22 protein-coding genes are annotated in these 25,884 nt (G+C 71.1%); 1 reads left to right on the top strand and 21 read right to left on the bottom strand.

The window, feature by feature from the left end:
- Positions 1-52 precede the first annotated feature (52 nt).
- The gene (locus AB0N78_RS04450) at positions 53-1,495 is read right to left on the bottom strand and encodes a M15 family metallopeptidase (protein ID WP_363386341.1); all 1,443 of its coding nucleotides are present in this window, start codon (positions 1,493-1,495) and stop codon (positions 53-55) included.
- 245 nt (positions 1,496-1,740) lie between these two features.
- Between AB0N78_RS04450 and AB0N78_RS04445 the strand changes: the two genes are divergently transcribed.
- Positions 1,741-5,889 (top strand): S8 family serine peptidase, encoded by a 4,149-nt coding sequence (locus tag AB0N78_RS04445; protein ID WP_363386339.1) that lies wholly within the window; start codon positions 1,741-1,743, stop codon positions 5,887-5,889.
- A 217-nt stretch (positions 5,890-6,106) separates the two neighbouring features.
- On the opposite strand, the gene AB0N78_RS04440 is transcribed toward AB0N78_RS04445, so the two are convergent.
- The 20 genes from AB0N78_RS04440 to AB0N78_RS04345 form a co-directional block, all read right to left on the bottom strand.
- On the bottom strand, positions 6,107-7,075 hold the full coding sequence (locus AB0N78_RS04440; protein WP_363386337.1) for a 5'-3' exonuclease: 969 nt from the start codon (positions 7,073-7,075) through the stop codon (positions 6,107-6,109).
- A 60-nt stretch (positions 7,076-7,135) separates the two neighbouring features.
- Positions 7,136-8,830 (bottom strand): methyl-accepting chemotaxis protein, encoded by a 1,695-nt coding sequence (locus AB0N78_RS04435; RefSeq protein WP_363386335.1) that lies wholly within the window; start codon positions 8,828-8,830, stop codon positions 7,136-7,138.
- Between the two features lie 143 nt (positions 8,831-8,973).
- Positions 8,974-9,390, bottom strand: coding sequence for a chemotaxis protein CheW (locus AB0N78_RS04430; RefSeq protein ID WP_363386333.1), 417 nt, complete (start codon positions 9,388-9,390; stop codon positions 8,974-8,976).
- Positions 9,387-11,753 (bottom strand): chemotaxis protein CheA, encoded by a 2,367-nt coding sequence (locus AB0N78_RS04425; RefSeq protein WP_363388197.1) that lies wholly within the window; start codon positions 11,751-11,753, stop codon positions 9,387-9,389. Before AB0N78_RS04425 ends, AB0N78_RS04430 begins: the two co-directional genes overlap by 4 nt.
- A 327-nt stretch (positions 11,754-12,080) precedes the next feature.
- A complete protein-coding gene (gene csrA, locus AB0N78_RS04420; protein ID WP_363386331.1) occupies positions 12,081-12,389 on the bottom strand; it encodes a carbon storage regulator CsrA in 309 nt (102 codons plus the stop codon).
- Positions 12,390-12,721: 332 nt separating this feature from the next.
- Positions 12,722-14,008 carry a hypothetical protein gene (locus tag AB0N78_RS04415; RefSeq protein WP_363386329.1) on the bottom strand — a complete coding sequence of 429 codons (1,287 nt, stop codon included), beginning with the start codon at positions 14,006-14,008 and terminating at the stop codon, positions 12,722-12,724.
- Positions 13,986-16,058 carry a flagellar biosynthesis protein FlhA gene (locus AB0N78_RS04410; RefSeq protein WP_363386327.1) on the bottom strand — a complete coding sequence of 691 codons (2,073 nt, stop codon included), beginning with the start codon at positions 16,056-16,058 and terminating at the stop codon, positions 13,986-13,988. Before AB0N78_RS04410 ends, AB0N78_RS04415 begins: the two co-directional genes overlap by 23 nt.
- A gap of 10 nt (positions 16,059-16,068) precedes the next feature.
- Positions 16,069-17,229, bottom strand: coding sequence for an EscU/YscU/HrcU family type III secretion system export apparatus switch protein (locus AB0N78_RS04405; RefSeq protein ID WP_363386325.1), 1,161 nt, complete (start codon positions 17,227-17,229; stop codon positions 16,069-16,071).
- Positions 17,229-17,987 carry a flagellar biosynthetic protein FliR gene (locus AB0N78_RS04400; RefSeq protein WP_363386323.1) on the bottom strand — a complete coding sequence of 253 codons (759 nt, stop codon included), beginning with the start codon at positions 17,985-17,987 and terminating at the stop codon, positions 17,229-17,231. The genes AB0N78_RS04405 and AB0N78_RS04400 overlap by 1 nt, the downstream gene beginning before the upstream one ends.
- Positions 17,987-18,256, bottom strand: a complete 270-nt coding sequence (fliQ, locus tag AB0N78_RS04395) for a flagellar biosynthesis protein FliQ (RefSeq protein WP_363386321.1) — start codon at positions 18,254-18,256, stop codon at positions 17,987-17,989. The genes AB0N78_RS04400 and fliQ overlap by 1 nt, the downstream gene beginning before the upstream one ends.
- Positions 18,256-19,095 carry a flagellar type III secretion system pore protein FliP gene (gene fliP / locus AB0N78_RS04390; protein ID WP_363386319.1) on the bottom strand — a complete coding sequence of 280 codons (840 nt, stop codon included), beginning with the start codon at positions 19,093-19,095 and terminating at the stop codon, positions 18,256-18,258. The genes fliQ and fliP overlap by 1 nt, the downstream gene beginning before the upstream one ends.
- The gene (locus AB0N78_RS04385) at positions 19,092-19,745 is read right to left on the bottom strand and encodes a flagellar biosynthetic protein FliO (RefSeq protein ID WP_363386317.1); all 654 of its coding nucleotides are present in this window, start codon (positions 19,743-19,745) and stop codon (positions 19,092-19,094) included. Before AB0N78_RS04385 ends, fliP begins: the two co-directional genes overlap by 4 nt.
- Positions 19,746-19,753: 8 nt before the next feature.
- Positions 19,754-20,467: a flagellar motor switch protein FliN gene (gene fliN / locus AB0N78_RS04380; RefSeq protein WP_363386315.1), complete on the bottom strand. Its 714-nt coding sequence runs from the start codon at positions 20,465-20,467 to the stop codon at positions 19,754-19,756.
- The gene (locus AB0N78_RS04375) at positions 20,467-21,399 is read right to left on the bottom strand and encodes a flagellar motor switch protein FliM (protein ID WP_363386313.1); all 933 of its coding nucleotides are present in this window, start codon (positions 21,397-21,399) and stop codon (positions 20,467-20,469) included. Before AB0N78_RS04375 ends, fliN begins: the two co-directional genes overlap by 1 nt.
- Before the next feature lie 145 nt (positions 21,400-21,544).
- Positions 21,545-22,063, bottom strand: a complete 519-nt coding sequence (locus AB0N78_RS04370) for a flagellar basal body-associated FliL family protein (protein ID WP_363386311.1) — start codon at positions 22,061-22,063, stop codon at positions 21,545-21,547.
- A gap of 1 nt (position 22,064) precedes the next feature.
- Complete coding sequence (locus AB0N78_RS04365) at positions 22,065-22,970, bottom strand: flagellar motor protein MotB (protein ID WP_363386309.1); 906 nt, start codon at positions 22,968-22,970, stop codon at positions 22,065-22,067.
- Complete coding sequence (locus tag AB0N78_RS04360) at positions 22,967-23,734, bottom strand: motility protein A (protein ID WP_363386307.1); 768 nt, start codon at positions 23,732-23,734, stop codon at positions 22,967-22,969. Before AB0N78_RS04360 ends, AB0N78_RS04365 begins: the two co-directional genes overlap by 4 nt.
- Complete coding sequence (locus AB0N78_RS04355; RefSeq protein WP_363386305.1) at positions 23,734-24,033, bottom strand: flagellar FlbD family protein; 300 nt, start codon at positions 24,031-24,033, stop codon at positions 23,734-23,736. Before AB0N78_RS04355 ends, AB0N78_RS04360 begins: the two co-directional genes overlap by 1 nt.
- Positions 24,034-24,215: 182 nt before the next feature.
- Positions 24,216-25,403, bottom strand: coding sequence for a flagellar hook protein FlgE (locus tag AB0N78_RS04350; RefSeq protein WP_363386303.1), 1,188 nt, complete (start codon positions 25,401-25,403; stop codon positions 24,216-24,218).
- Between the two features lie 21 nt (positions 25,404-25,424).
- Positions 25,425-25,880: a flagellar hook capping FlgD N-terminal domain-containing protein gene (locus AB0N78_RS04345; protein WP_363386301.1), complete on the bottom strand. Its 456-nt coding sequence runs from the start codon at positions 25,878-25,880 to the stop codon at positions 25,425-25,427.
- Between the last annotated feature and the right edge of the window lie 4 nt (positions 25,881-25,884).

Below are 25,884 nucleotides of genomic sequence, written 5' to 3'. Positions count from 1 at the left end.
ATCGACCGCCGCGCTCACGCTAGGTCGCTGATGCGCGGTGCGCACCCGCTGGTCAGGCGGTGAACTCCCAGTGCCACGGCTCGGGCTTCGAACCGTTGGCCCGCGCCCAGGACGGCAGGTCCCAGCCGAACTCCTGCGCGCGCTCGAGCAGCCAGGCGTGCTGCGCAGTGCCGAAGCTGGACAGCGCGCCGCCCAGATCGACGGCGGTCCCATTGCCGTGGTTGGAGGTGCCGGGCACCGCGCACAGGCTGCCCTTGGATGCCGAACACGCGACCTGAGCGGCGTAGGAACGGTAGGAATCGGTGATCGCGATATCCGCGCCGAACTGCGCGCGGTAGGCCTGGTTCAGCGCCTCCAACGCCTCTGCCGCGTCACAGCGCAGCTGGTGGCCGCTGGCAAAGTCCAGTCCGCACAGCGCGTCGGCGGGGATCCGGCCGTTGTCATAGGCGTCGAGGGAGGCGGCCTGGGCGGCCTTGCGCTCGGCCTCGGCGGCAGCAGCAGCGGCCTCCTCGGCCTGACGGCGGGCCTCCTCCTCGGCGGCGACCCGGGCGGCCTCGTCGGCGGCGGCCTGCTCGGTGAGCTGAGTCACCAGACGCATCTGCTCGGTCAGCGCCTCGACGCGCTCGGTGGCGGTGCGCAGCTGCGCGGCAGCCGGGTCCTCGACGGTGGAGGTGGTCGTTGCCGTGGGGTCGACGGCGCTCGCGGTGGGCTCCGGTGCGACGGCCGCCGCGGTGCTCTCAGCGGTAGCGGTGGCGGTCGGGGTGGCCGCCGGGTCGCTGACCGTGGTCTCCGGGTCGATCAGGATGGCCGGGGCGTCCTCCGCGGGTAGCTCCGGGGTGAGCTGCGTGAAGGCGGGCTGGGACTGCTGCGCCACGGCCAGCACGGTGTCCAACTCCGCCACGGCCTCGTCCAGCGAGGTGAAGTGCGGCTGGGCGACCGCGGAGGCCTGGGCCGCCTCGCGGGCAGTGACGGCCTGCGCGGCGACGGCGGCGGCGTGGTCCACTGCCTCCTGCCGCTCGCGCAGGGCAGCCGGGCTGAGCATCGGACGACGGGACTGCGCGGCGGAGGCCTCGGCGGCCAGACGCTCGCTGCGCTCGGTCGCCACAGCGAAGCCACCCACCCCGAAGGCCAGCCCCACCGCGACCGCACCCTGCGCGACCTTGGTGGCCACCCGGACTGCGGCGGCACCGCTGTCGGCACCACGCTCGCGGTGCAGGCGACGACGGTCGGCGCGGTTCAACGTGGTGGTGCCCGCGGCGCGCAGGTCGCGGCGGGTGATCGGGGCGGGGGGTGCGAGCGCGCGCAGCTGACGCCGGGTCATCGGCGGGGCGGTGGGGCATGGCGTCTGGTCGGTGGGGTGCTGCTGCGGGGAGGCCAGGGGGTCGGTCATCTGCTCCGGGGTGGTGGTGGTCTGGGGGTCGGTCACGTCGGCGCGGTCCGCACCGTCATGGCCGGAGCGGGTCAGGCGCCGCGTTCCGGTCAGGTCGCGGGGCACGGCAGAAAGGCTAGGCAGACGTTCCTCACCGTTCTGGGGACCAGGTGTCACCAGGTCGCGAAGAAGTGGTGACGACGGGCAGTCCCCGCAACCGACTCCCGGGTCGGTGAGTAGCACCCGAGGCCTCAGTAGTGACCCAAAATTCGCCAGAACAGTGACGAATCGCCCAGACATCTCTACTCTGACGCACAGTCAGCGCTCACTGTGACTGCCGTCGCTGACCTCCCGCCGGAGAACGGAGCACGATGTCCCGTCGTCCCTTGCGCACCGCCGTATCGGCCCTCGCGCTGTTCGCCCTCACCGCGACCTCAGCGACCGTGGCTCACGCCGCCGGGTCGCTGCCGGTACCCGCGACCCCACCGGTGGGCACCGCCGCCGGTGATCCGATCGCGCCAGATGATCCGCTTGCCGCACTGTCCGGCAACATCGCCCCCGGGCTGGCCGAGGCAGACGGCCAGGTCACCGCCTTCGTGCAGCTGGACACCCCCTCCGGCCTCGATGTCGCGGAATCGGGCGGGAACGCCGCCGCCGTGCAGCAGGCCACCGCCGAGGTGGAGCAGGTCGCCGAGGAGGTGGTGCCCCAGGCGCAGACCGGTGCACGCGCGGCCACTGCCACCCCGCAGCGGATCGCCACGGTGTCCAACCTGGTCTCCGGCACGTTGGTCACCGGCGACGCCGCGCAGATCCGCGCGCTGTCCGAGCAGGACCAGGTGGTGGCGATCTACCGGGTCACCACCAAGACCCCGGACAACTCGAGCACCGATGCCTTCACCCGGGCGCTCCAGGTGTGGCAGGACAGCGGACAGACCGGTGCGGGGGTGCGGATCGGAGTGATCGACACCGGACTGGACTACACGCACGCCGACTTCGGTGGACCCGGGACCGAGGACGCGTACGCGCAGGCCTACGGCGAGGACGGCACCGGACCGGTCCCGAGCGAGCTGGTCGACCCCGACAAGTACCTGGGCGGCTACGACTTCGCGGGGCCGTTGTACGACGCGGACCCGAACTCCGAGCTCCCGGGCGCCACCCTGACCCCGACGCCGGACGCGAACCCGATCGACAGCCTGTACACCTCGGACAACTCCGGGCACGGTACCCACGTGGCCGGGACTGCGGCGGGCTACGGAGTGCAGGCGGACGGCAGCACCTTCGACGGGGACTACTCGACCCTGACCGACCTGTCCGACTGGGAGGTCGGCCCCGGCTCCGCACCCGAGGCCGGGCTGTACGCGCTGAAGGTCTTCGGTGACATCGGCGGCTCGACCGACCTGACCGCCCTCGCTCTGGACTGGGCAGCCGACCCGGACGGCAACGGTGACTTCTCCGACCACCTGGACGTGGTGAACCTGTCGCTGGGTGCCCCGGCCACCCCGTCGGACGACCCCGACACGCTGCTCATCGACCGACTGTCCGACCTGGGCACTCTGGCGGTGCTGTCGGCAGGCAACTCGGCGGACATCACCGATGTGGGTGGATCACCCGGCAGCGCGGCCTCCGCACTGACCGTGGCCAACTCGGTGGGCAGCCCGCAGACCTACGACGGCGTCGAGGTGGGCGAGTCCGTCTACTCCGCGCAGAACTCGATCTCCTACACCGGAGGGGACGTCACCGCCCCAGTCAGCTACGCCGGTGACGGGGTGGACGGCTGCTCGCCGCTGGACCCATCGGTGGCCGGCACCATCGTCTACCTGTGGTGGAACGATGACGATGCCACTCGGGCCTGCGGATCGGCCGCTCGATGGAACAACGCCCAGGCCGCCGGTGCGGTCGGCGTGCTGATCGGCACTGAGAACACCGTGTTCTCCGCCGGGATCGCGGGCAATGCCACCCTGCCGGGTGCGCAGCTGACCGCCGCCTCCACCGATGCGCTGCTCCCGGCGATTCAGGCCGGTGGCGTGGTCGCGCACATCGGACCGTCGCTGGCTGCCACGGTGCAGGCCGACGAGGCCGCGGACGCGCTCAACCCCGGCTCCTCGCGGGGCGCGCACGGGTCGCTGGGGATCATCAAGCCAGACGTCGCCGCACCGGGCACGCTGATCTTCTCCGCGGCCTCCGGCACGGGTTCGGCCGCGCACTCGCTGTCCGGCACCTCAATGGCCTCGCCTCATGTGGCCGGGATCGGTGCGCTGGTCCGGGCCACCCACCCGGAGTGGAGCCCGGCACAGGTGAAGGCCGCGATCATGAACACCGCCACCCACGACGTGTGGACCGGCGCGAACCAGAGCGGCACCGCCTACGGTCCGCAACGGGTCGGCTCCGGCCGGGTGGATGCGGTGAACGCGGTGACCGACCCGGTGCTGGCCTACGCCACCGACGACCCGGAGCAGGTGTCGGTGACCTTCGGGATCGTCGACGTCGGCGACTCCACGGTCACGCAGACCCGCACGGTGACGCTCCAGAACACTGGGTCGCAGGCGGTCTCCTACGACACCGCCTTCCAGGCGTCGACCACCACGGGCGGGGCGACCATCACCACCTCACCCAGCACCGTGCAGGTCCCGGCCGGGGGCGAGGCGGAGGTCACGCTGACCCTGACCGCCGACCCGGCCACCCTGGAGCGGGAGATCGACCCCACCCAGGCCACCTCCCAGGGCGGGGTGCCGCGCGAGTACGTGGCGTCGCTGTCCGGTCGGCTGGTGTTGACCGGTGGGGTGACCGGCGAGCTGCGGGTGCCGGTGCAGGCCGCGCCGCGACTGGTCAGTGAACTGAGTGCCGGGGCGGTGGAGTTCACCGACGCCGGCGCCACCGAGGCCGCGCTCACCCTCACCGGCCGCGGTGTGGACTCCGGGGGCTGGACCTCGCTGACCGCGCCGCTGGTGCTGGGGGCGAGCAGCGATCCACTGGCCGAGATCCCGGGATTCGTCACCTCCGACTCGGCGGTGGCCTCCGGTGATCTGCGCTGGGTCGGATGGGCCTCCACCGCACCGCAACAGGCCGCGGCCGGGGGCGACCCGGCGGACGGGTACCTGGGCGTGGGCATCGCCGTCGAGGGCGACTGGGCCACGCTCGGCCAGGCGGTGCTCCCCGTGATCGACTGGGACATCGACCAGGACGGCACCGCCGACGCCCAGACCGTGGTGCAGAAGCTGTCCGAGGCCACCGATGTCACCGTCGCGGTGACCATCGATCTGGCCACCGGCGACACCCTGGACATCCAGGCGGTCAACGGGTTCTTCGGGGATGTGGACACCACGGTGTTCGACAACTCGGTGCTGATCGCCCCGGTGTCCATCGCCGCCCTCGGTCTGGAGCCCGGGGCTACGCCGAGCGCGCAGGTGTGGACCTACTCCGATTACGCCGCCGACGACTCCGGACTGGTGGACTCGGTGGAGCCGTTCACGGTGAACGCCTTCGATCCGCCGTACTGGTTCGACGCCGGGGTCACCGACGCGCTCTGGTACGTCGGTGCCGACCAGGCACAGGTCACCGTGCACCGCTCCGCGAGCGCCGGAGACGGTCAGCTGCTGGTGCTGCACAGCCACAACGCCGACCCGGCCCGCCGAGCCCAGGTGGTGGACGTGACCGTGCCCGCCTCGGTGGAGACCCGGACCGGCCTGACAGCGTCGAAGCACCCGAAGGTCGGGCAGGACATCACACTGACCGCCACCGTGGCACCCGCTGAGGCCACCGGCACCGTCCGGTTCCTGGAGGGTGACACCGAACTGGCCACCGCTCCGGTGGCCGACGGTAGGGCGACCGCTGCGGTCCGGCTCAGCGGCGGGCAGCACAGCCTGGTGGCCGAGTTCGTGCCGGACGGTGGGGCCTACGCCGGGTCGACCAGCACGCCGGTGCGGATCGAGGTGGCGGCCAGTAGCTCGACCACCCGGCTGAGCCTGTCCGAGCGTTCCGGGCGCTACGGCGACGAGGTCACCGCGACGGTCACCGTCACCGGACGCTCGGCCGCGCCGACCGGGGCCGTCGAACTCCGCGACGGTCGCACGGTGTTGGCCACCGGGGAGCTGGTCGCCGGGGAGGGCACCACCGCCACGGTGACCGTCCCGCTCCCCCGCGACCTCAAGGCCGGGTCACACCGGATCACCGCGGTGTACACCGGCAGCGCCGATGTGGCCGGGTCCGAGTCGAGTGCCACCAGCTACCGGGTCAGCCCGGTGGTGCCGCGGATCAGCCTGGACACCGACAGTTGGACGGTGCCGAAGGGCTCCACCCCGACGATGACGGTCACGGTGACCGGGCCAGAGGGTGCCCCGGTGGCCGGGGGCACGGTGACGGTGCTGGTCGGAGTGCGGGCGCTGCCGGCGGTGACGCTGGCGGACGGGTCGGCGCAGGTCACCCTCCCCGCGGTGCAGCGGACCAGCACCGTGACGGCGCTGTACACCGGTGACGGCGGGTACACCCCGACGTTGAGCATCGGGGTGCTGCGGGTGCGCTGAGCCGGGCTGACAGACCCGCGAGGCCGGGCCGGTGCGATACCGGCCCGGCCTCGTGTGCGCTGACGCTGGGCCCAGTTCGGTGGTCCGGACGCGAGGACGTGCGGGGGCTGGGCCGAGTTCGGTGGTCCAGACGCGAGGTCGGCAGCCCCGCTACCGCACTCGGGACCGCAGCCCCGAAGTCGCGGGGCCCGGGTTGAGGGTGCGGGTTCAGGCCGGGTCAGTGCTGGGCGAGGGCGGTCAGCACGCGGCGGACGGAGGACTCCAGGCCCCAGCGCTCCGTGAGGTCGACCAGGGCCTCGGGGTCCGCGGGGGTGCGCGGCAGGTCGAGAGCACCGGGGTTGTCGAGTGCGTCGGGCAGTCCGGGGCGCGGGGCCAGCTGCACGGGGGCGTCGTCCGCGACCCGCACCACGCCGGGGGCGACCGCGAGGTAGTCGGCTGCCTCGGTCAGGCGGCGGCGTTGGGTGGCGGTCAGGCCCGGGTCGTCGGCGTCGCGGGCGGCGAGCAGGGTGGGCAGGTCGCCGTAGCGGGCGAGCAGGGCGGCGGCGGTCTTCTCCCCGATCCCGGCCACACCGGGCAGACCGTCGCTCGGGTCACCGCGCAGCACCGCCATGTCGGCGTAGGCGCTGCCGGAGGCCACGGCGTACTTCTCGGTCAGGCGGGCGGTGTCGACCTGCTCGATGTCCTTGATCCCGCGGATCGTATAGAGCACCCGGACCGGTGCGTCGTCGTCGACCAGCTGGAACAGGTCCCGGTCGCCGGTGACCACCAGCACCGGGCCGTGGCCGGACTCGCGGGCGGTGAGGGTGCCGATCACATCGTCGGCTTCATACCCGGCAGCGCCGGCACGGGCGATGCCGAGGGCAGTCAGCACCTCGGCGATCACCGGAACCTGGGGGGCGAGGGTGTCCGGGACTTCCTCCTGCTCGGCGGAGCCCTCGGCCACCCGGTGCGCCTTGTACGACGGGATCGCCTGGACGCGGAACGCCGGTCGCCAGTCCTCGTCCCAGCAGGCGACCAGCCGGGTCGGGCGGTGGTCGACCACCAGGCGGGCGATCATGTCGAGCAGCCCGCGCACCGCGTTCACCGGGGTGCCATCGGGTGCCTTCACCGAGTCGGACACACCGTAGAAGGCGCGGAAGTACAGGGACGCGGTGTCCAGCAGCATCAGCGGGCCGGTGGCGGTCATGGGGGCAACCTACGCGAGCACCGGGTGCCCGGCCCCCGCAGGCCAGGCACCCGGCGGTGGTCAGTAAGTGAAGCGGGCCACCCGGGCGCGCAGATCCTCCGACATCCGGGCCAGCTCGGCGATCGCGTCGCCCATCTGACCGAGCGTCTGGCTGGAGGTGGCCGCAGCCGACGCGACGCCGGTGATGTTGGTGGCGATCTCCCCCGACCCGGTGGCGGCCTCGGCCACGGACCGGGACATCTCCGTGGTGGTCGCCGTCTGCTCCTCGACGGCGCTGGCGATGGTCAGCTGGTAGTCGTTGATGCTGGCGATGATGTGGCTGATCTCTCCGATGGCCCCGACGGCGGCACCCGTGTCGGCCTGGATCGCCTCGACCCGTCGGACGATGTCCTCCGTGGCCTTGGCGGTCTCCTGCGCCAGCTCCTTAACCTCACCGGCGACAACAGCGAAGCCCTTGCCCGCCTCACCAGCGCGGGCGGCCTCGATCGTGGCGTTCAACGCCAGCAGGTTCGTCTGCTCGGCGATGCTGGTGATGGCTTTGACGACATTGCCGATCTCCTGGCTGGACTCGCCGAGCCGGGTGACCTGGTCGTTGGTGGCGGTGGCGACGTCGGTGGCCTGACCGGCGACCTTGGCGGCCTGCGAGGCGTTCTGGGCGATCTCCCGGATGCTGGCACCCATCTGCTCGGCCCCGGCGGCGACGGTCTGCACATTGCGCGAGACCTGCTCGGCCGCGGCGGCGACTACCCCGGCCTGCGCGGAGGTCTGATCCGAACCGGCGACCACCTGGTGCGAGGCGGCGGACAACTCCTCCGCGGCAGCGGCGACGGTCTGCGCGGTCTCGACCACACCGGAGATGGTGGTGCGCAGGTTGGTCTGCGCCTCGGCCAGGGCCCGCGACATCTGGCCCAGCTCATCGCGGGTCTCGACCCTGGGGACGACGGTCAGGTCGCCGGCAGCCATCGCGGTGATCGCGTGCTGCACCTCCTGCACCTGGCGGCGGATCATCGCGGCGATCACCATGCCCACCGCGGCGACCAAGCCGATGCCGACGATCAGCAGGGTCAGCAGCAGGCGGGTCGCGGAGGAGGCCTCCTGCGCGGCGGCATCCGAGACGGTGGTCAGGTAGTCCTCCGCAGACTGCTCAGCCTGCTCCAGCGCCGTCACCATCCGGTCGATCACCGGCTGGGACTGCTCGTCGCTGACCTGCTCAAAGGCGGACTGATCGGAGCTGAACGCGGCGGGGACCAACTGGTCGTCGCGCAGGGCGGTCCAGTCCGCCCACGCTGCCTCGAAGTCGGTCCATCCGGGGACGACAGTCGTGCCGATGCCCGCCTCGAATGCCTCGGCGGCGGCGGCCAGGTCGGCATCGGTGGCGGCGATATCCGCGAGCGCGGCGTCCTGCGCCTCGGTGCCGGAGGTATCGATGGCAGCGGCCTGGGCGATCAGCATCCGGGCCTTGATCTCCTCCTGGTGCACCACGGCCAGCGGGGCGATCACGTGCTGGCTGACATCGGTGACGGTGGCGGTGGAGGCGGCCAAGGACTGGAGCCGGACGGCCGCGACCGTGCCGATCACCACCGACACCACACCCAACAGGGCCAGCAGCATGAGGATCTTGGTGCGCACCCCGCGGTTGGTGAACCAGCCGGTGGCCCGGCGTGGCCCGCGAATGCCAGCGGTGCCCGCCTCGGCGGCGGGCGCGCTGCGCTGAGTGGGGACGAGCGCGGTCGTGGTCGACGTCGCAGTCGGCATGGTCCGGTCCTTCGGTGTGTGCGATCGATCCCCCTGTGCGCGTCCCATCGACCCGCAATCGGTCGCCGTGAGGAGTGCCGCAGGGTGAGAACGACGACGGGCGGACACCCCGTGAGAGGTGTCCGCCCGTGCGACGAGTCCGGTCAGGCGGCAGTGGCCTGATCGACGTCCAGCACCAGCAGCAGTCGACCGTCCAGCTTGTGCGCGCCCAGGATCAGCGGGCGCAGCTCGGCCTCCAGGGTCTCCGGCGGAGCCTCGAAGGAATCCGGGCCGACCTCCATCACGTCGCCGATCTCGTCCACCAGCAGGCTGACCGGCTCCCCGTCGACCTGGACCACCACCATCATCGGTTCGGCGTCCTCGCCCAGCGGGGCCAGGCCGAGCTTCGGGCGCAGGTCGACGGTGAGGACCACCTGTCCGCGCAGGTTCACCAGACCGGACACCCCCGGCGGTGCCAGTGGAACGCGGGTGCGGGTGTGCGAGCGCAGGGCCTCCTGCACCCGGGTGACATCCACCCCGTACAGGCTCCCGGCCAGCGAGAAGGTCACGTACTGGCTCATCGGGCCACCCCCACCAGATCATCGGCGCTGAACTGGGTCGGCAGCACGGCCGCCTCCGCCCGCTCGTCGTAGAACGCGGCATCCGCAGCCAGGATCGCCCGGCGCACATCCAGCAACTCGGTCACCCGGTCCCCGAGCACCGTGGAGCCGACCAGACCGGCATCCTCGATGTCCGAGTGCCGCGCGGAGTCGTCGTCAACGATGTCCACGATCTCCCGGACCACCAGGCCGACACTGCGACCGGCGCGGGAGTAGACCACCAACAACAGCTCGGAGGATTCCTCCTCCCCGTAGGCACCAAGGACCCGGTCCAGTCGGGCCAGCGGCAGGATGGTGCCGCGGTACTGCACCACCTCCCGGCCACCGACCCACTCGACCTGATCGGCGCGGACATGCTCCAGCCGGGCCACCGACGCCAACGGCATCGCCACCTGCCGTCCACCGCCGATCCCGACGACCAGCACTTGCTGCACCTCATGCGCCTGTGTGTCCGTCGCGGCGGCATGGGCCTCGCGGGCAGCCAACTCGAGCTCACCGGCCAGGGCACGACGGGCGATGGCCTGCACATCCAGGATCAGCGCGACATGGCCATCACCCAGCACGGTCGCACCGGCGTAGGCACCGATCGCCTTCAACCGGGCGGACAACGGCTTGACCACGATCTCCTCGGTGTTGAGCACCCGGTCGACCAGCAGGCCGAAGCGCTGGTGGTCGGACTGCACCACCGCGATCACCTGCGCGGCACCGGTCGGCGCCACCTCCAACACGCTGGCCAGGGACACCAGGGGCAGCAACTCGCCGCGCAGCCGGTAGACCGGGGCCTCGTGGATGTGCTCGATGCCGGACTCCGAACGCTGAGAGTCCAGTGCCACCAGTTCCAGCAGATTCACCTGCGGCACGGCGTACAGGTCACCGGCGCACTCCACGGTCAGCGCGGGCATGATCGCCAGGGTCAACGGGATGCGCAGCCGCCACGTGGTGCCCCGACCGACCACCGAGTCGACCTCGACCGCACCGCCGATGGCCTCGATCTTGGTGCGGACCACATCCATGCCGACACCGCGCCCGGAGACATTGGTGACCGCCGCCGCGGTGGAGAAACCGGGCAAGAACAGCAGTTGCAGCAGATCCGACGGGCTCATCGCGTCGACCTGAGACTGGGTGCGCAGCCCGCGCTCGACCGCCTTGGCACCGATCTTCTCCGGGTCGATGCCGCGACCGTCGTCGGCGACCTCCACCACCACCTGACCGGAGGCGTGGTACGCACGCAGGGCCAGCTCGCCCTTGCCGGGTTTGCCGACCGCGACCCGGTCCTCGGCGGACTCGATGCCATGGTCCACCGCGTTCCGCACCAGGTGGGTCAGCGGGTCCTTCACCGCTTCCAACAGGCTGCGGTCCAGCTCGGTGTCCCCACCGGAGAGCTCCAGCTTCACCTCACGGTGGCAGACCGCCGCCAGGTCGCGGACCACGCGCGGCATCTTCGACCACAGGTGCTCGATGGGCTGCATGCGGGTCTTCATGACCCCCTCCTGCAACTCACCGGCGATCAGATTGAGACGCTGCGCGGACCGGGCCAGGTCGACGTCCTCGGTGCCGACGGCCAGGCGACTGATCTGATTGCGGGCCAGGACCAGCTCACCGACCTGGCGCATCAGGGCGTCGAGCAGGTCGACATCCACCCGGATCGAAGCGTCGGCGGCACCGGTGCGGAGGGTGCCGACCTCGTCAGGGGTGACGGGGTGCGGGAGCTCGGGGGTGGGTGCGGAGTCGGCGGGGCTCGCGGGGGCCTGCGCCGGGCCGGGCTGGTCGGGGGCGGCGAGGGCCTCGCTCTGCCCGGTGGTCGGTGCTGCCGGGGCTGGGGCGGGGCGGGGCTCGTCCGGCCCGGTGGGTGCTGTCCGCGCGAGGGCAGGTTGGGGCTCGACGTGCTCCTCAACGGCCAGGGCGACGACCGGGGCAGCCGTCGGAGCCTCGTCCTGCGCTGCCTGCGGGTGGGCCTGCACGGCCTCGATCGCGGCGATCACCGGGTCCACCTGGACGGCACCCTCACCGCCGGACACCTCGATGGCGCGCAGGATCTCGCGGATCGTGTCGACTAGGCGCAGCAGCACATCGGTGGTCGGCTGGTCCATTGACCGGCGGCCATCGCGCAGCTCGACCAGCAGGTTCTCCCCCGCGTGGGCCACCCGTTCCAGATTCGAGAACGCCAGGAACCCGCTGGTGCCCTTAATGGTGTGGATCGTCCGGAACACGCTGGCGATGAGTGCCCGTGACCCGGGTTCACTCTCCAGAGCCACCAGGTCCTGGTCCAGCTGGTCCAGGTTCTCGTGGCTCTCCACCAGGAACTCGCGGACGATCTCGTCCATGTCCTCCACGTCTGCCTCCTCCGGGACTCCCCGTCAGAGGTGCACATCGACCGCGTCGGTGCGCGCGTGAGGCATTCGTCGGTGCCGAGCCCGCACGGGCGGGTGAACACGCCGAGGGACGCAACAGGCCCTCTCTGCGCGACCGATCCGTCGACGTGTCAGTTCTTGAGGGACATATCGTTGGATTCGCCTCAGGAACTGACTCTTCGGCGAGCGGGAGGCCGTCGCACGATCCGGGGTTTGGAGCTACTCAGGGGTAGCTATGGGACATTGCACGATGGCCCCGGCAGACGCCACGGACGCGCATGGCGCAGCGCAGGGATTCCGTCAGGCGGGATCGCGTGGAGCGCCAGTGGCAGGGTCCGGACCGGTTGCGTCCGACCCGCTGGGCGGCACGTCGTCGCGAGGGGCGAGCAACGAGCGCAGTGACTCGGCGGCGGAGTCGTCCTCGGCGGTGCTGGCGGCTGCCTCGTTCGCGGCGGTGACGGCCTCCAAGACCTCAGCGCGGTGCACGGCGACTGAACGCGGGGCGTCGATGCCCAGGCGCACCCCGTCACCGCGCACTTCGATCACGGTCACGACGATGTCGTCCCCGATCACGAGTCGCTCCCCGACCCGTCTGCTCAGCACCAGCATGCCGCCGACCCTACCCGCCGAACTCGCCTGAAACGCCTACACGCCGCGGGCGCACAGCGTGTTCCACCCGCCCTGCGTTCGGTCGCCGGGGGCCGAGCGCGGGCACAAGCAGGCGTCCCGGGGCGGGGAGGGCCACACTCGGCGAGGGAAAGTGGAGCGGAGCGCTCCCCACCGGAGGAGGTCGGCCACCACGCATCGAGTGCAGGGCGGCGCTGGAGTCGGGGGTGGCCGCGCAGGGCGAGGGCGCTGCGGCGGGTGTGCGCCCCACGTGACGCGGACGATGCTCAGATCCAGTCTGTGCCGGACGGCCAGTGCTCGCCGAGGGGCGGCGATCAGGACCAGTCGGTGCCGGACGGCAGGTGCTCGCCGAGCGCCGCTGCCCAGGCCATCCGGGAGGCGGGGACGCCGTCGATCCACGCCACCGGCACCGGGAGCCCGAGCACCGTGCCCGGTTCGCTGGTGTCGAAGAGCCCGGTGACGGCGAGGGCATCGACCGGGCGGGCAGCACCGACGGCACCGAGCCAGCGGCTGCAGTCGCGGGGCTTGGAGCGGGCGTCGGCGACCGCCCAGAGTTGAGTGGGGGCGAGGGCGGCGATCAGGTCGGCCGCGGCGGATTCGCGGGAGCGACCGGGGCCGACGCCGACCGCGACCACGGTGAGGTCGGCCTGCGGGTCGAGGTGCTGACGCCAGCGGGTGGCGGCGGCGGGGGTCGTGAGCCGTGAGGCAGCAGGGGCGTCCAGGTCACCGGCCCGGACCACCGCACCGGAGGAAGCGTGACGCAGCACCAGGAGCTCGGCGACGCGGAGGGCGTCCTCGGGCAGACCGACGACCGCCAGCACGGTGCCGGGGTCGCGGGGCAGTGCGGGGGCGGACGGCACGGCAGCGAGCAGACGGGAGAGCTGGACCGGACCGGGGCCGACGGCGGTCAGGAGGTGTGGGGGGACGCCGAGGTCGGCCAAGTGGGCGCGGGTGACCGGGGTCGGAACAGTGGCGTTGGGCGCGGATGCGTCGGCGGCGGGCGTGGGCACGGCGGAGGCTGTGGGGCCGACGTCGGATGCGGACGCGTCGGGCGTGGCGTCCCAGGCGGGCGCACCCATCGCACGGTCGAGGGCAGTCGACACCGACCGGGCGGTGCCGAACTCCGCCACATCAAGCTCGTCGGCAGCGGTGAGGGGGTCGGCGGTCACCTCGACCACGCGGTCCGGTGTAGGCAGGCCGGACAAGGCGCGCATCTGGTCCAACAGATCGGCGAAAGCCGCCTCACCGGTGGAGACCCGGGGCGCGTCGTCGGGGCCGGAGCGGCTGGGGACGGGCTCCACCGCAGCGGCACCGTCAGCACTGTCCGCAGCGGCGAGCAGCGCGTCCATCCCGGACAGGGCAGGGCCGCTGTTCTGGGCCGCGAGCGCCGCACGTCGGGCACGAAGGCTGGGCACCGGCACGACCGGGGCGTCCGGCACGTCGATGGTCAGCTCGTAGCGCTCCCGGGCGAAGAACCCGGCCAGTCCCCCGCTGCGCACCCGCTCGGCGCGGACGATCCGGGCAGCGGGGCCGAACTCGGCGCGGACCTGGCCCATGAGTTCGGCCAGGTCGGAGCCCTCAAGCAGCAATCGCGTGGGCACCGGTCACCGCCCCGAGGGTCTCGATCTGGACGCCGCCACCGGTGACCTCGGAGTAGCTGAGCACGGGCAGCCGTTCGGTGCCGGGGCCGCCGAGCAGCATCACCTTGTGCAGGGCCGGGCGCAGGGCGGGGGCGCAGACCAGCACCACGGTGCGGCCGCTCGCCTCCGCCTCGGCGACGGACAGCCGCAGTCGTTCGAGCATGGTCTCCAGTCGGGCGGGGTCGGTGACGATCTGCACGCCGGTGTCGGAGGGTCGCAGTGCCTCCACGAGTTGCTGCTCCCACACCGGGTCAAGGGTGAGCACCCGCAGCACGCCATCCACGACGTACTGCGCGGCCAGGGCGGGGCCGAGTGCACCGCGGGCGGCCTCGACCAGCCCTTCGGGGTCGGTGGAGACCTTGGCGCGCAGGGTGAGCGCCTCGTAGATCCGGCCGAGGTCGCGGATCGGCACCTCCTCGGCGAGCAGACCGTGCAGCACGCGCTGCACTTCCCCCAGGGAGAGCAGTCCGGGGATGAGCTCGTCGACGACCGACGGGTTGACCTGCTTGACGCCCTCGGTGAGCACCCGGACGTCCTCGCGGCCGAGCAGCCGGGGGGCGTTGTGGGTGATGATCGCGCCAAGGTGGGTGATCAGCACCGACACCCGGTCGACGACGGTGGCACCGGACATCTCCGCCGCGTGCCGCAGTTCGCTGGGCACCCACTTGCCGGGCAGCCCGAACACCGGCTCAACCGTGGTCTGACCGGGCAGCGCGGCCAGGTCGTCGCCGAGCGCCAGCACCTTGCCGGAGGGGGTCTCGCCGCGACCGACCTCGACGCCGGAGATCCGGACCACGTAGGTGGAGCGGGGCAGGTCGACCGAGTCGCGGGTGCGGACCGGCGGGACCACGATGCCGAGCTCCATGGCGATCTTGCGGCGCAGACCACGGACCCGGTGCAGCAGGTCCTGGTCCGGACCGTTACCGACCAGGTTCACCAGGTCGGGGGCGAGCAGGATCTCCAGGGCGTGCACCCGCATCTGCTCGATCAGCGCCTCGGGGGTGTCCGCGTTGGCCGGGGCGGCGGTGGCGGTGATCTGCGCGGACTGCGCGGCGGCGGCGGCCTCCTTCTTCTGCGCGGAACGGACCCGCTGGGCGACCACGATCAGGGTCGCGCCGACCAGCACGAACGGCAGCTTCGGCATCGACGGCAGCAGCGCCAGGGCGATGGCACCGCAACCGGCGATCATCAGCGCGGACTGGGACTGCATCAGCTGCTTGCTGGCCGCGGTACCCATGTCGCCCTCGGCGGTGGCCCGGGTGACCACGATGCCGGTGGAGACCGAGAGCAGCAGCGCCGGGATCTGGGTGACCAGTCCGTCGCCGATGGTCAGCAGGGAGAACTTCTCCAGCGCCTCGTTGATCGGCAGGCCCATCTGGACCATCCCGATCACGATGCCGCCGATCAGGTTGATCAGCGTGATGACGATGCCCGCGATGGCGTCACCCTTGACGAACTTCGACCCACCGTCCATCGCACCGTAGAAGTCGGCCTCGGCGGCGACGTCGGCCCGGCGCTGGCGGGCGGTGTCCTCGTCGATCAGGCCCGAGTTCAGGTCGGCGTCGATGGCCATCTGCTTGCCGGGCATCGCGTCCAGGGTGAACCGGGCACCGACCTCGGCCACACGACCGGCGCCGTTGGTGATCACGACGAACTGGATGACCACCAGGATCAAGAAGATCACCAGGCCGATCACCAGCGAGCCGCCGACCACGAAGTGCCCGAAGGCATCGATCACCGCACCGGCGTAGCCGTCGCGCAGCACCAACCGGGTGGAGGCCACGTTCAGGCCGAGCCGGAACAGCGTGAACACCAGGATCAGCGAGGGGAAGACGCTGAAGTCCAGCGGGCGCTTCACGTACATGGCGGTCAGCAGGATCACCAGTGAGGCGGTGATGTTGATCGCGATCAGCACGTCGAGCAGCGCGGCGGGCAGGGGCACCACCAGCAGCAGCACGATGCCGACCACACCCACCGGGACGGCGAGCTGGGAGATCGACCGGTTCTTCATGGGATGTCCTTCAGGCGGCGGTCGTGGCGGCGCGCAGTGCCTTGCGAGCGGCCGCAGGAGTGGTGGGGACGTCCTCGGGGGCGACGGAGCCGCCGGGGATGGTGTGCTTGCCCAGCGCGGCACCGCGCCGCTTGAGCTGCATGACGAAGGCGAGCACCCGGGCCACCGCGGAGAACAGGTAGGCCGGGATCTCCTGGTCCACCTCGCAGGCGGCGTGCAGGGCGCGGGCCAGCGGGATGTCCTCGATCATCGGCACCTGCTGCTCGGTGGCGCGCTCGCGGATCTTGGCGGCGACCGCCCCGGCACCCTTGGCGACCAGTCGGGGTGCGCCGGTGCCGGGCTGGTAGCGCAGGGCGACGGCGACGTGGGTGGGGTTCACGATCACCACATCGGCGTCGGCGACGGCGGACATCATCCGGTTGCGGGACATCGCCATCTGCTTGGAGCGAATCGCACCCTTGACGTGCGGGTCGCCCTCGGTGCGCTTGTTCTCCTCCTTGAGTTCCTGCTTCGACATCCGGGTGTGCTTGCGGTTGCGGCGGACCACGACGATCACGTCGATGATCGCCAGCAGCACACCGGCGGCGACGCCGAGCCGGAGCAGCTGGGTGACGCCGTCGCCGGCCACCCCGAGGATGTGCGGCAGCGGGATGGTGCCCGACACCATCAGCTTGGGCAGCAGACCCTGGACCACGGTGTAGAGCACCACGCCCACCACCGCGGTCTTGAGCAGGGTCTTGGCGCCCTCCCACCAGGCCTGGCCGCCGAACAGCCGCTTCATCCCGTTCACCGGGTTGAACTGCTGGGTCTGCGCCTTGAACTTCTTCACGTGCACGCCGCCCTGGGCGACGGCGGTGATCAGCACCGCGAGGACGACGATGACGAACATCGGGGTCAGGGTGCCGACCACGGTGCCCATCCCGTCGAAGAGCAACTGGGTGACGGTGCCGGCGTCCGGGTCGGCGATGGCGTCGGAGATCGCGGACATCTGGTCCCGGGCCGCGGCGGAGGCCTTGTTCGCCACCATGGGCAGGGAGATCGCGGCGGCGGCCAGGCCGATCCAGGCGGACAGGTCCGTGGAGCGGGAGAGCTTCCCGTCCTGATGGACCTCCTTCATCCGTTGGGCGGAGGCCTTCTCGGTCTTCTCCCCGGAGTCGTTGCCACCGGCCATCAGGACGCCACCCCCAGCACGGAGTTGACGGCGTCGTTGGCCAGACCGTTGATCACTCCGGGCATCGCCAGGTACACGAATCCGGCGAAGGTCACGGTCATCAAGATCTTCAGCGGGAAGCCCAGCGCGAAGGCGTTGAGCGCCGGGGAAACCCGGGTCAGCAGTCCGAGGCCGACATCGGTGAGGAAGAGCACCGCGAGCAGCGGCCCGGCGATCTGGAGCGCGGCCAGGAACATCTGCCCGATCCCGTCGGTCACCGCCGAGGCCATCGACGCCAGATCCAGCGGCGCCCCCAACGGCAGCGCGTCGAAGGACCGGGCCAGCCCGGCGATCAGCACCCCGTAGCCCCCGGAGGCGAACAGCAGCGCCACCGCCGTCCACTGGTAGAGCTTCGCGAACTGCGCGCCGGCGGTCATGCTCATTGGGTCGAAGGCCTGAGCCAGCTGGAAGCCACCGAACAGGTCGATCAACCCGCCGGCGGACTGCACCGCGCTGAACACCAGAGACACCAGGAAGCCCAGTCCCCCGCCGATCACCACCTGCATCACCAGTTCGCCGAGGAACTGTGCGGTGGAGACGACCTCGTGCTGCTCCAGTCGGGGCAGCACCGCCAGCGCCATGCCGACCGACAGCATCGCCTTGACCCGGCCCGGGATGCCCCGGTGGGCGAAGGGTGGGGCGATGACCAGGAACGCCGCGAAGCGCACCCCGGCCAACATGGCGGTCTGCACGGCAGCCAGCGACAGTGTGACGTCCATCAGCCCAACAGCTCCGGGATGCGGCCGAACAGCTGGCTGGTGAAGGTGACGATCTCCGCGATCATCCAGTGCCCGCAGATCAGCAACGCCAACGCAGCGGCGATGGCCTTGGGCACAAAGGAGAGCGTGACCTCCTGGATCTGGGTCACCGACTGCACGAGGGACACTGCGAAGCCGACGACCAGCGCGGTGATCAGCACCGGGGCGCAGAGTTTGGCGGCGACCAGCAGGGCGTCCAGTCCGATGTCGAGGACGGCGGCGGTGTCCATCACCCACCACCCGTGGCGGCGCCGATCAGCGCGGTGACGATCAGCCCCCACCCGTCGACCAGCACGAACAGCAGCAGCTTGAACGGCAACGAGACCATCACCGGCGGCAGCATCATCATGCCCATGCTCATCAGCACCGAGGAGACGACCAGGTCGATCACCAGGAACGGGATGAAGATGACGAAGCCGATGATGAACGCGGACCGCAGCTCGGACAGCATGAACGCCGGGATCAGGGTCAGCATCGGCACAGAGGACGGATTGTCTGGGTTCTCAGCGTCAGCGGCGCGGGTGATCAGCGCCAGGTCCTCCTGACGGGTGTGGCCGAGCATGTACTCGCGCAGCGGCGCGGAGCCCGCATCGATGGCGGACTGGAAGTCGAGGGTGCCGTCCAGATAGGGCTGCACGCCGAGGTCGTTCACCTGGCTGAGCACCGGTGCCATCACGAACAGCGACAGGAACAGTGCCAGCCCGGCGATCACCTGGTTCGGCGGGACGCCCTGGAGACCGAGGGCGTTCCGGGTCAGCGACAGCACCACGAAGATCTTGGTGAAGGCCGTCATCATCAGCAGCAGCGACGGCGCGACGGACAGCAGGGTGATGCCGAGCAGCACCACCACGGAGCTGCTCGGGGTGCCGTTGACGCCGTTGACCGACACCGACACCTGACCGGAGCCCGGGTCGGTGGGGTCCACCGGGGCGACCGGTGCCGCAGGGTCGGCGGGCGGCACCGGGGCGGCGTGACCGGTGGTGGCGGCCAGAGTGAGCAGCACCAAAGTCAGCAGCAGGATGCCCGCGGCGATCAGGGCGGTCCGGGGCAGCTGGCGGCAGGCAGTCATCGGCGCACCGTCCGCTCGCGGAGAGCGGAGACGGCCTGTCGCCAGGTGGACGGGGCCAGGATCGACCCGTCGAGGGCGTTCCCGTTGACCACCGCCGGCTCGGGTGCCGGGGTCAGATCAGCGGGGTCGATGTCGGACACCCGGGCACCGGCGAGGCCGGGAACGGTGGTGTGCGCGCCGGGCGAAGGCTGGGTGGGGACGGCGGGAACGGAGCGGTTGGGCGTGCCTGCGCGGTCGCCGGCCGGCACCAGGCGTGCGGCGTTGGCGAGTGCGGAGTTTGCCGCGGCCAGCGCGGCGGCAGTGGCGGGATTCGGGACGGGCGGGGTGCTCTCCGGTTCGGCACCCGAATGCCGGGAGGACGCGGGTGTCGCCGGAGCGGGCGCGGAATCGACCGGCTCCATCGCGTCCAACTCGCTCAGCATGGTGACCTGCTGCTCGCCGTAGCCGACCAGCAACCGGCGCTCCCCCACCGCCAGCACCGCGACACCGGCGTGCCGACCGAGCGCCTGACGCCCCACCACCGCGATGGCCGGGCCGGTGGCCTTGCGACCGGATTTGCCCCATCCGGCCCGGCGCGCCACCACCCAGATCAGCCCGACCACACAGGCCAGGGCGAGCAGCGTGCGCCCGGCGAGCACCAGAGTGTCCATGGGTGAGGTCAGCCCTGGTTCTCGTCGCCGCGGGCGATCTCGGTGATCCGGATGCCGAACTCCTCGTCGATGACGACGACCTCACCGCGGGCGATCAGCTTGCCGTTCACCATCACATCCGCCGGGCTGCCCGCGGCGCGGTCCAGCTCCAGTACCGCGCCGGGGGTCAGCTCCAACACCTGGCGGATCGGCAGCTTGGTGCGACCGAGCTCGGCGGTGAGGGTCATCTCCACGTCGTAGAGCACGTTCAGGCTGGCGCGCTGGGTGGGCACCCCGGCGGCCTGCGGGGTCGGCTCGGCGCGCAGGCGCAGCGCGAACCAGGCCTGGGCGGCACCGTCGTCGCCGGTCAGGGCGATCAGGGTGGCGTCCGAGGCGAGGGCAGTGGCGACCGGCTCGATGCGGGTGGCCTCCAGCACACCGGCACCCAGCTCAGCGACCGCGGCCTCCAGAGCGGGGCGCAGCGCATCGGCCAGGTCCAGGGTGGCACCCTCCGGGGCTCCGGCGGTCAGGGCGTCGCGCACCGCCTGGTCGGCGACCAGCAGCACGTCGGCGCTGTTCGGGCCGACAAAGCTGGCCACCACGGCAACAGCCTCCACGGCCGGGGACTGGCCGACGGGCGCGGCAGCAGGAGTCAGCGGGGTGGCGGCGGGCAGCAACCGGGCGGCGGCGGCCGCGGCGGCCAGGGCGACTGCCCCGGTGTCGGCGATGGTCTGGGCGTTCATCAGTGCTTCTCCTCGACGGTGACGACCATGCAGGCCAGGCGGGAACCGTTGTTGCCAGCGGCGGCCCTGGCCAGGACCACGCCATCGGTCACCACATCCAGCGGCTGGGACGACGGGTGGGACAAGGGGATGACCTCGCCCACCGCCAGGTCGACGACCTGGCGGGGCCGGACGGTCACGGGGGCGAAGCGGACGGCGATCTCGATCGGCACGTCCTCGACGGCGGCCTCCAGATCGGACTGCGCGGACTCGTGGGCGCGCTGGTCCTCGGCGGAGCGACCGGAGGTGCCGTCACCGGCGCGCACCGCACCCAGCAGAAGCTCGGCCGGGAACATCACGGTGGCGGTGTCCTCACGTTCACCGATCCGCAGGGTGAATCCGGCGACCAGGACCGCATCCGAGGCGGGCACCACCTGCACGAACTGCGGGTTGTACTGCAATGCCCGGATGCTCACTTCCAGCGGTGTGATCGCGGAGAACGCATAGCCCAGGTCGCCGAGGGTGGCCTGCATCAGACCGCGGATCAGGGTGAACTCGATCTCGGTGAGCTCGCGCTCCTCGACATCGCCAATGCCCGGGCCACCCAGCAGGAAGTCGATCCAGTTCATCGTCGCGTCGAGCGGGAGCTGGACCACCGCGGTCTGCCGGGTCTGCTCGACCGTGCACAGCATCATCGTGGTGGTGCCAGGCAGGGAGCGGACGTACTCGTCGTAGCTGGTCAAGGTCAGCTGATCGAAGGTGACCGTGGCCATCGCGCGCAGCCGGGCGGTCAGCTGATTGCCCCACTGCCGGGCGAAGGTCTCGAAGGCCATCTCCAGCACCCGGGCGTGCTCGCGGGCCATCGTCATGGGCCGGCGGAAGTCGTAGGGCTCGGGCGCATGGGTGCGTCGCCTGGAGCGTGCGGGGGTCTGCCCCGGGGTGTGGACCGTCACGCTGTCCCCCATCGGCGCGCGTGCGGCCGTGTTGAGGGGTCGTCCGGAAGGTCCGAATAGCCCTGATCCACGGCACCGGCCCCTCATGGGCCGTCGAGCTCCGTGGCGATGCGGCGCCCTCCATGGCGCCCCGACTGCGGTGCGGCTACTGCGTCACGTAGTTGGTGTAGTTCACCTCCAACACGTCGTCGTGGTACGCCTCGTTCAGCAGCGCCAGGAACTCGTCCTTCAGCGCGATCCGGGAGTCACCGCCGGAGACCTCACCGACCGACTTGCCGGAGAACAGCGCGATGGCCGTGTCGACCGCCTTGGACGAATCCAGCTCGCCGTGCCCGTCCGCGGCCGCATCGGCGGACATCTGCACCGCGAACCCCAGCCTTAGGTAGTGACCGTCGGCCAGATTCAGACTGATCGGCTCGACGGTGAGGATCTCGCCGGGCTCCGGCTCGGGCTCCGCCGCGGCCTCGCCCCCACCGGGCTTCAGCACCAGGAAGTACGCCGCCGCGGCACCGATCACGACCACCAGGGCCACGATGATCAGCAGCAGCTTCTTGGACTTCTTCTTGGGGGTCTCCTCCGCCGGCTGCTCCGTGGCCGGGGCGCCCCCGATCTTGCCGCCGCCGATCTTCTGACCGCCGCCGATCACCCGCTGTTCGATGGGCATCTCACCCCTCCGTTCCGTCGGCCGCCACGGTGGGCAGCAGGGCGCGCACCGTCTCCGGTGCCGCGCTCAGGATCACGATGTCGACCCGCCGGTTGGCGGTCATGGCGTCCTCGCCCTCCCCCACGACCAGGGGACGGGTGTCGCCGAATCCGGTGGCCTCACCGCGGGCACCAGGCAGACCGTCGACCTCCACCAGGCGGCGCAGCACCTGCGTGGCCCGGTCCGAGGACAGTTCCCAGTTGGTCGGGTAGCGGCCGGACACCGGGATGGTGTTCGCGTGCCCCTCGACCGCGATCTGCTCATTCAGTCCGACGATGGTCGGGGCTGCGTTGTCCAGCACCGCTTGCGCGGTGGGCGTCAGCTGCGCGGAGGCCGGGGCGAAGAAGACGTCGTCCGCCACCAACCCGAGCACCAGACCGCGCTCGTCGATCCGGAACCGGACCGTGCCGTCCAGCCCCTGTGCGGCCAGGGCAGCGGTGATCTGCGCCTTGACCTGCTCCAGGTGCGCGGCCTCGGCCTGCGCGGCGGCGAGGGTCGCGGCATCCACCGAGGTTGCCGGGTCCGGGTTGGTCGCCGGATCAGCCGCTTGCAGACCCAGCCCCTCATCGGCGTCCACCACACCGGCGGTGCCGACATCCGGGGCATCCGCGGCGGCCGAGGTGCCATCCATGATCCCGTCGGTGCCGTCCAGCACGGACTGGTTCACCGAGCCGTCGCCGAATCCGGCCGCCAACGACGCCCGCAGCTGGACGTACTTCTCCTGGTCGACCTGGCTGATCGCGAACAGCACGATGAACAGCGCCATCAACACGGTGATCATGTCGGAGTAGGAGACCAGCCACCGCTCGTGGTTGACGTGCTCCTCCTCCTCGTGGCCGCGGCGACGACCCTTGGCGGTGGTGCTCATGCCGCTTCCTTCGCGGCGGGCTCCTCCGGCAGCAGGCTGCGCAGCCGCTCCCCGACCAGACGCGGGTTCGCCCCGGCCTGCACCGCCAGCAGCCCCTCAAGGGTGACTTCCATCTGCTGGCACTCCAGGTCGGAGAACCGCTTGATCCGGGCACCGATCGGCAGCCACACCACGTTCGCGGACAGGATGCCCCACAGGGTGGCGACGAAGGCCGCCGCGATCGAGTGCCCCAGGCTGGCCGGGTCCGAAAGGTTCTCCAACACGTGCACCAAGGAGATGACCGTGCCGATGATGCCGATGGTCGGCGCGTAGCCACCCATATCGGCGAAGTACTTCGACCAGACCTTCTCCCGCGAGCGCTTGGTGGCGATCTTGTCCTCCAGGATCAGCCGGAGGTCATCGGGGTCGGTGCCGTCGATCGCCGCCTGCAACCCGCCACGCAGGAACGGGTCGTCGATGTCCTTGGCCGCGTCCTCCAACGCCAACAGCCCCTCACGCCGGGCCCGGTCGGCCAACGACACCAGGGTGTCCACGGTCTGCGACGGGTCGGGCACCTTATTCATGAACGCCCGCGGCACGGCGGCGAAGGACGCGATCACGTCCTTGATCGTGTGCCCGGCGATGCCCACGCCGATCGTGCCCACCCACACCAGCAGCAGCGGCGCGGGCAGGAAGATCGACATCGGGTCGGCACCCTCCATGAGCAGCGCCCCGAAGATCGCCCCGAACGCGACGACCAGACCGATGAAACCTGCGGGGTCCATCAACGACTCCTCGGACGGAGGGGAACGGGATCGACGAGCGGGGCGGCATCCTCATCCGCCGAGGACTCCCGGACCAGCTCGACCGCCGGGTGCGGGTCCGCCTGGATCTCCTGCGCACGGGCCAGGAGCTGCGCGCGGTGCTCGTTCACCCGCGCGATGACCTCGGACATCGACTCCCGGACGATGTACTTGGTCCCGTCGATGAGGGTCAGGATGGTGTCCGGCGCGCTGTCCACACGCTGGAGCAGGTCCGGGTTGACCCCGAACTGGGCCCCGTTCAAGCGCGTCACGACGATCACGGCCGCATCCCCATCCTTGGTGTGTTGCACGACGACTCGGCCCGTCCGTGGGCCTTCGGTACTTTCCCCATCGGCCACCCCGGCCCCGTTCTGAGCCTCCGGCGGTCGCCGAGACTACGGATTCCGACCCGTGCAGCAGGGTTCAGCGTCGGATTCCGTAGTCTCGGCGTGGGTGCGCGGGGCTAGCGCTTGAGGTTGACCAGCTCCTGCAGCACCTCGTCGGAGGTGGTGATCACGCGGGAGTTGGCCTGGAACCCGCGCTGGGCGACGATCAGGGAGGTGAACTCGCTGGACAGGTCGACGTTGGACATCTCCAGCGCACCACCGGCCAATGAGCCACGCCCACCCGCACCGGCCACGCCGACCTGCGCGTCGCCGGAGTTGACTGAGGCGGAGAACAGCGAACCACCGGACTTCTGCAAACCCGCCGGGTTGGTGAAGTTGGCCAGGGCGATCCGGCCGATGGCCTGCTTCAGACCGTTGGAGAACGAGCCGGTGATCGTGCCGTCCGCGCCCAGCTGGAAGGACTGCAGCGTGCCGGCGGAGCGCCCGTTCTGGGTGCCGGTGGCAATGGTGTCGACGCCCGCGTAGCCGGTGATGGTCGACAGGTCGACGGTGACGCCACCCAGGGTGAAGGACCCGGCGGAGGTGAGGGCACCGTTCGCGTCGAAGGTCATCGCCTGGGTGCCGGTGGCCGGGTAGGTGGTGGTGCCGTCGGTGGCGGACATCGCCCAACCGGTGGCGGACTTGGTCAGGGTCAGGGTGATGTCCCGGGCGTTGCCCTGCGCGTCGTAGACCTCCAGGTCCAGCGACTTGGTGGTGCCGTCCGCGGCGTCCGCAGGCAGGTTGCCCAGGAAGGAGGCGGTCGTGCTGGCGACGGCACCCATGACGGTCCCGGCGGGCACCTTGAGGTCGGTGACCGGGGCGTTGGTGTCGATGACACCGTTGACGGCCATCCAGCCCTGCACCAGCGCACCGTCACCCGGCAGGGTCATCTGCCCGGTGGCGTCGAAGTCGAAGGACCCGGCCCGGGTGTAGAAGGTCTCGGCACCCTTACGCACCACGAAGAACCCGTCGCCCTGGATCATCATGTCGGTGCTGCGGCCGGTGAGCTGCGAGGCACCCTGGGTGAAGGACGTGGTGATGCCCGCGACCCGGACGCCCAGACCGACCTGCGCGGGGTTGGTGCCACCGACGCCGGCCTGGGCCGCGCCCGCACCGGTGAGGAGCTGGCTCAGGGTGTCCTGGAACTGGGTCTGCGAGGACTTGAAGCCGGTGGTGTTGACGTTGGCGATGTTGTTGCCGGTGACGTCGAGCATGGTCTGGTGGCTGCGCAGACCGCTGATGCCGGAGAAGAGTGAACGGAGCATGGTGGTTTCCCTTCGGGTGGGTCAGGAGTCGGAGGAGTCGTCGGCAGGCAGCTCGGACGGCCCACCCGGTGTGGCGACGAAGGACACGGAGTTGAGGCTGATCTGCTCCTCGCCGACCAGGACGATCGGGACAGCGCCGGAGTAGGAGACGCCGGAGACGGTGCCGTGCTGGGTCGTCCCGTCCTCGTCGGTCCAGGAGACCTGCTTGCCGACCAGCTCGGAGGCGGACATCCGCATCTGCAACGCGAAGGACTCCCGCGCGGTGCTGGTCAGCTCCTCCAGCGACTCCATCGTGGAGAGCTGGGTGGTCTGCGCCATCATCTGGGAGGTGTCCATCGGGCTGGACGGGTCCTGGTACTTCAGCTGCGCGACGAACAGGTTGAGGAACGCCTGCCGGTCCAGCTCGTTGCTGGCCGTCTTGGCAGTCGAACCGGTGGCACCGGCACGATCGGTGAGGTACGAGACATCGATGGACATGGGC

The sequence above is a fragment of the Cellulomonas sp. NPDC089187 genome (assembly GCF_040685135.1).
Classification (GTDB): domain Bacteria; phylum Actinomycetota; class Actinomycetes; order Actinomycetales; family Cellulomonadaceae; genus Cellulomonas.
This window is presented reverse-complemented; position numbering and strand designations above follow the sequence as displayed.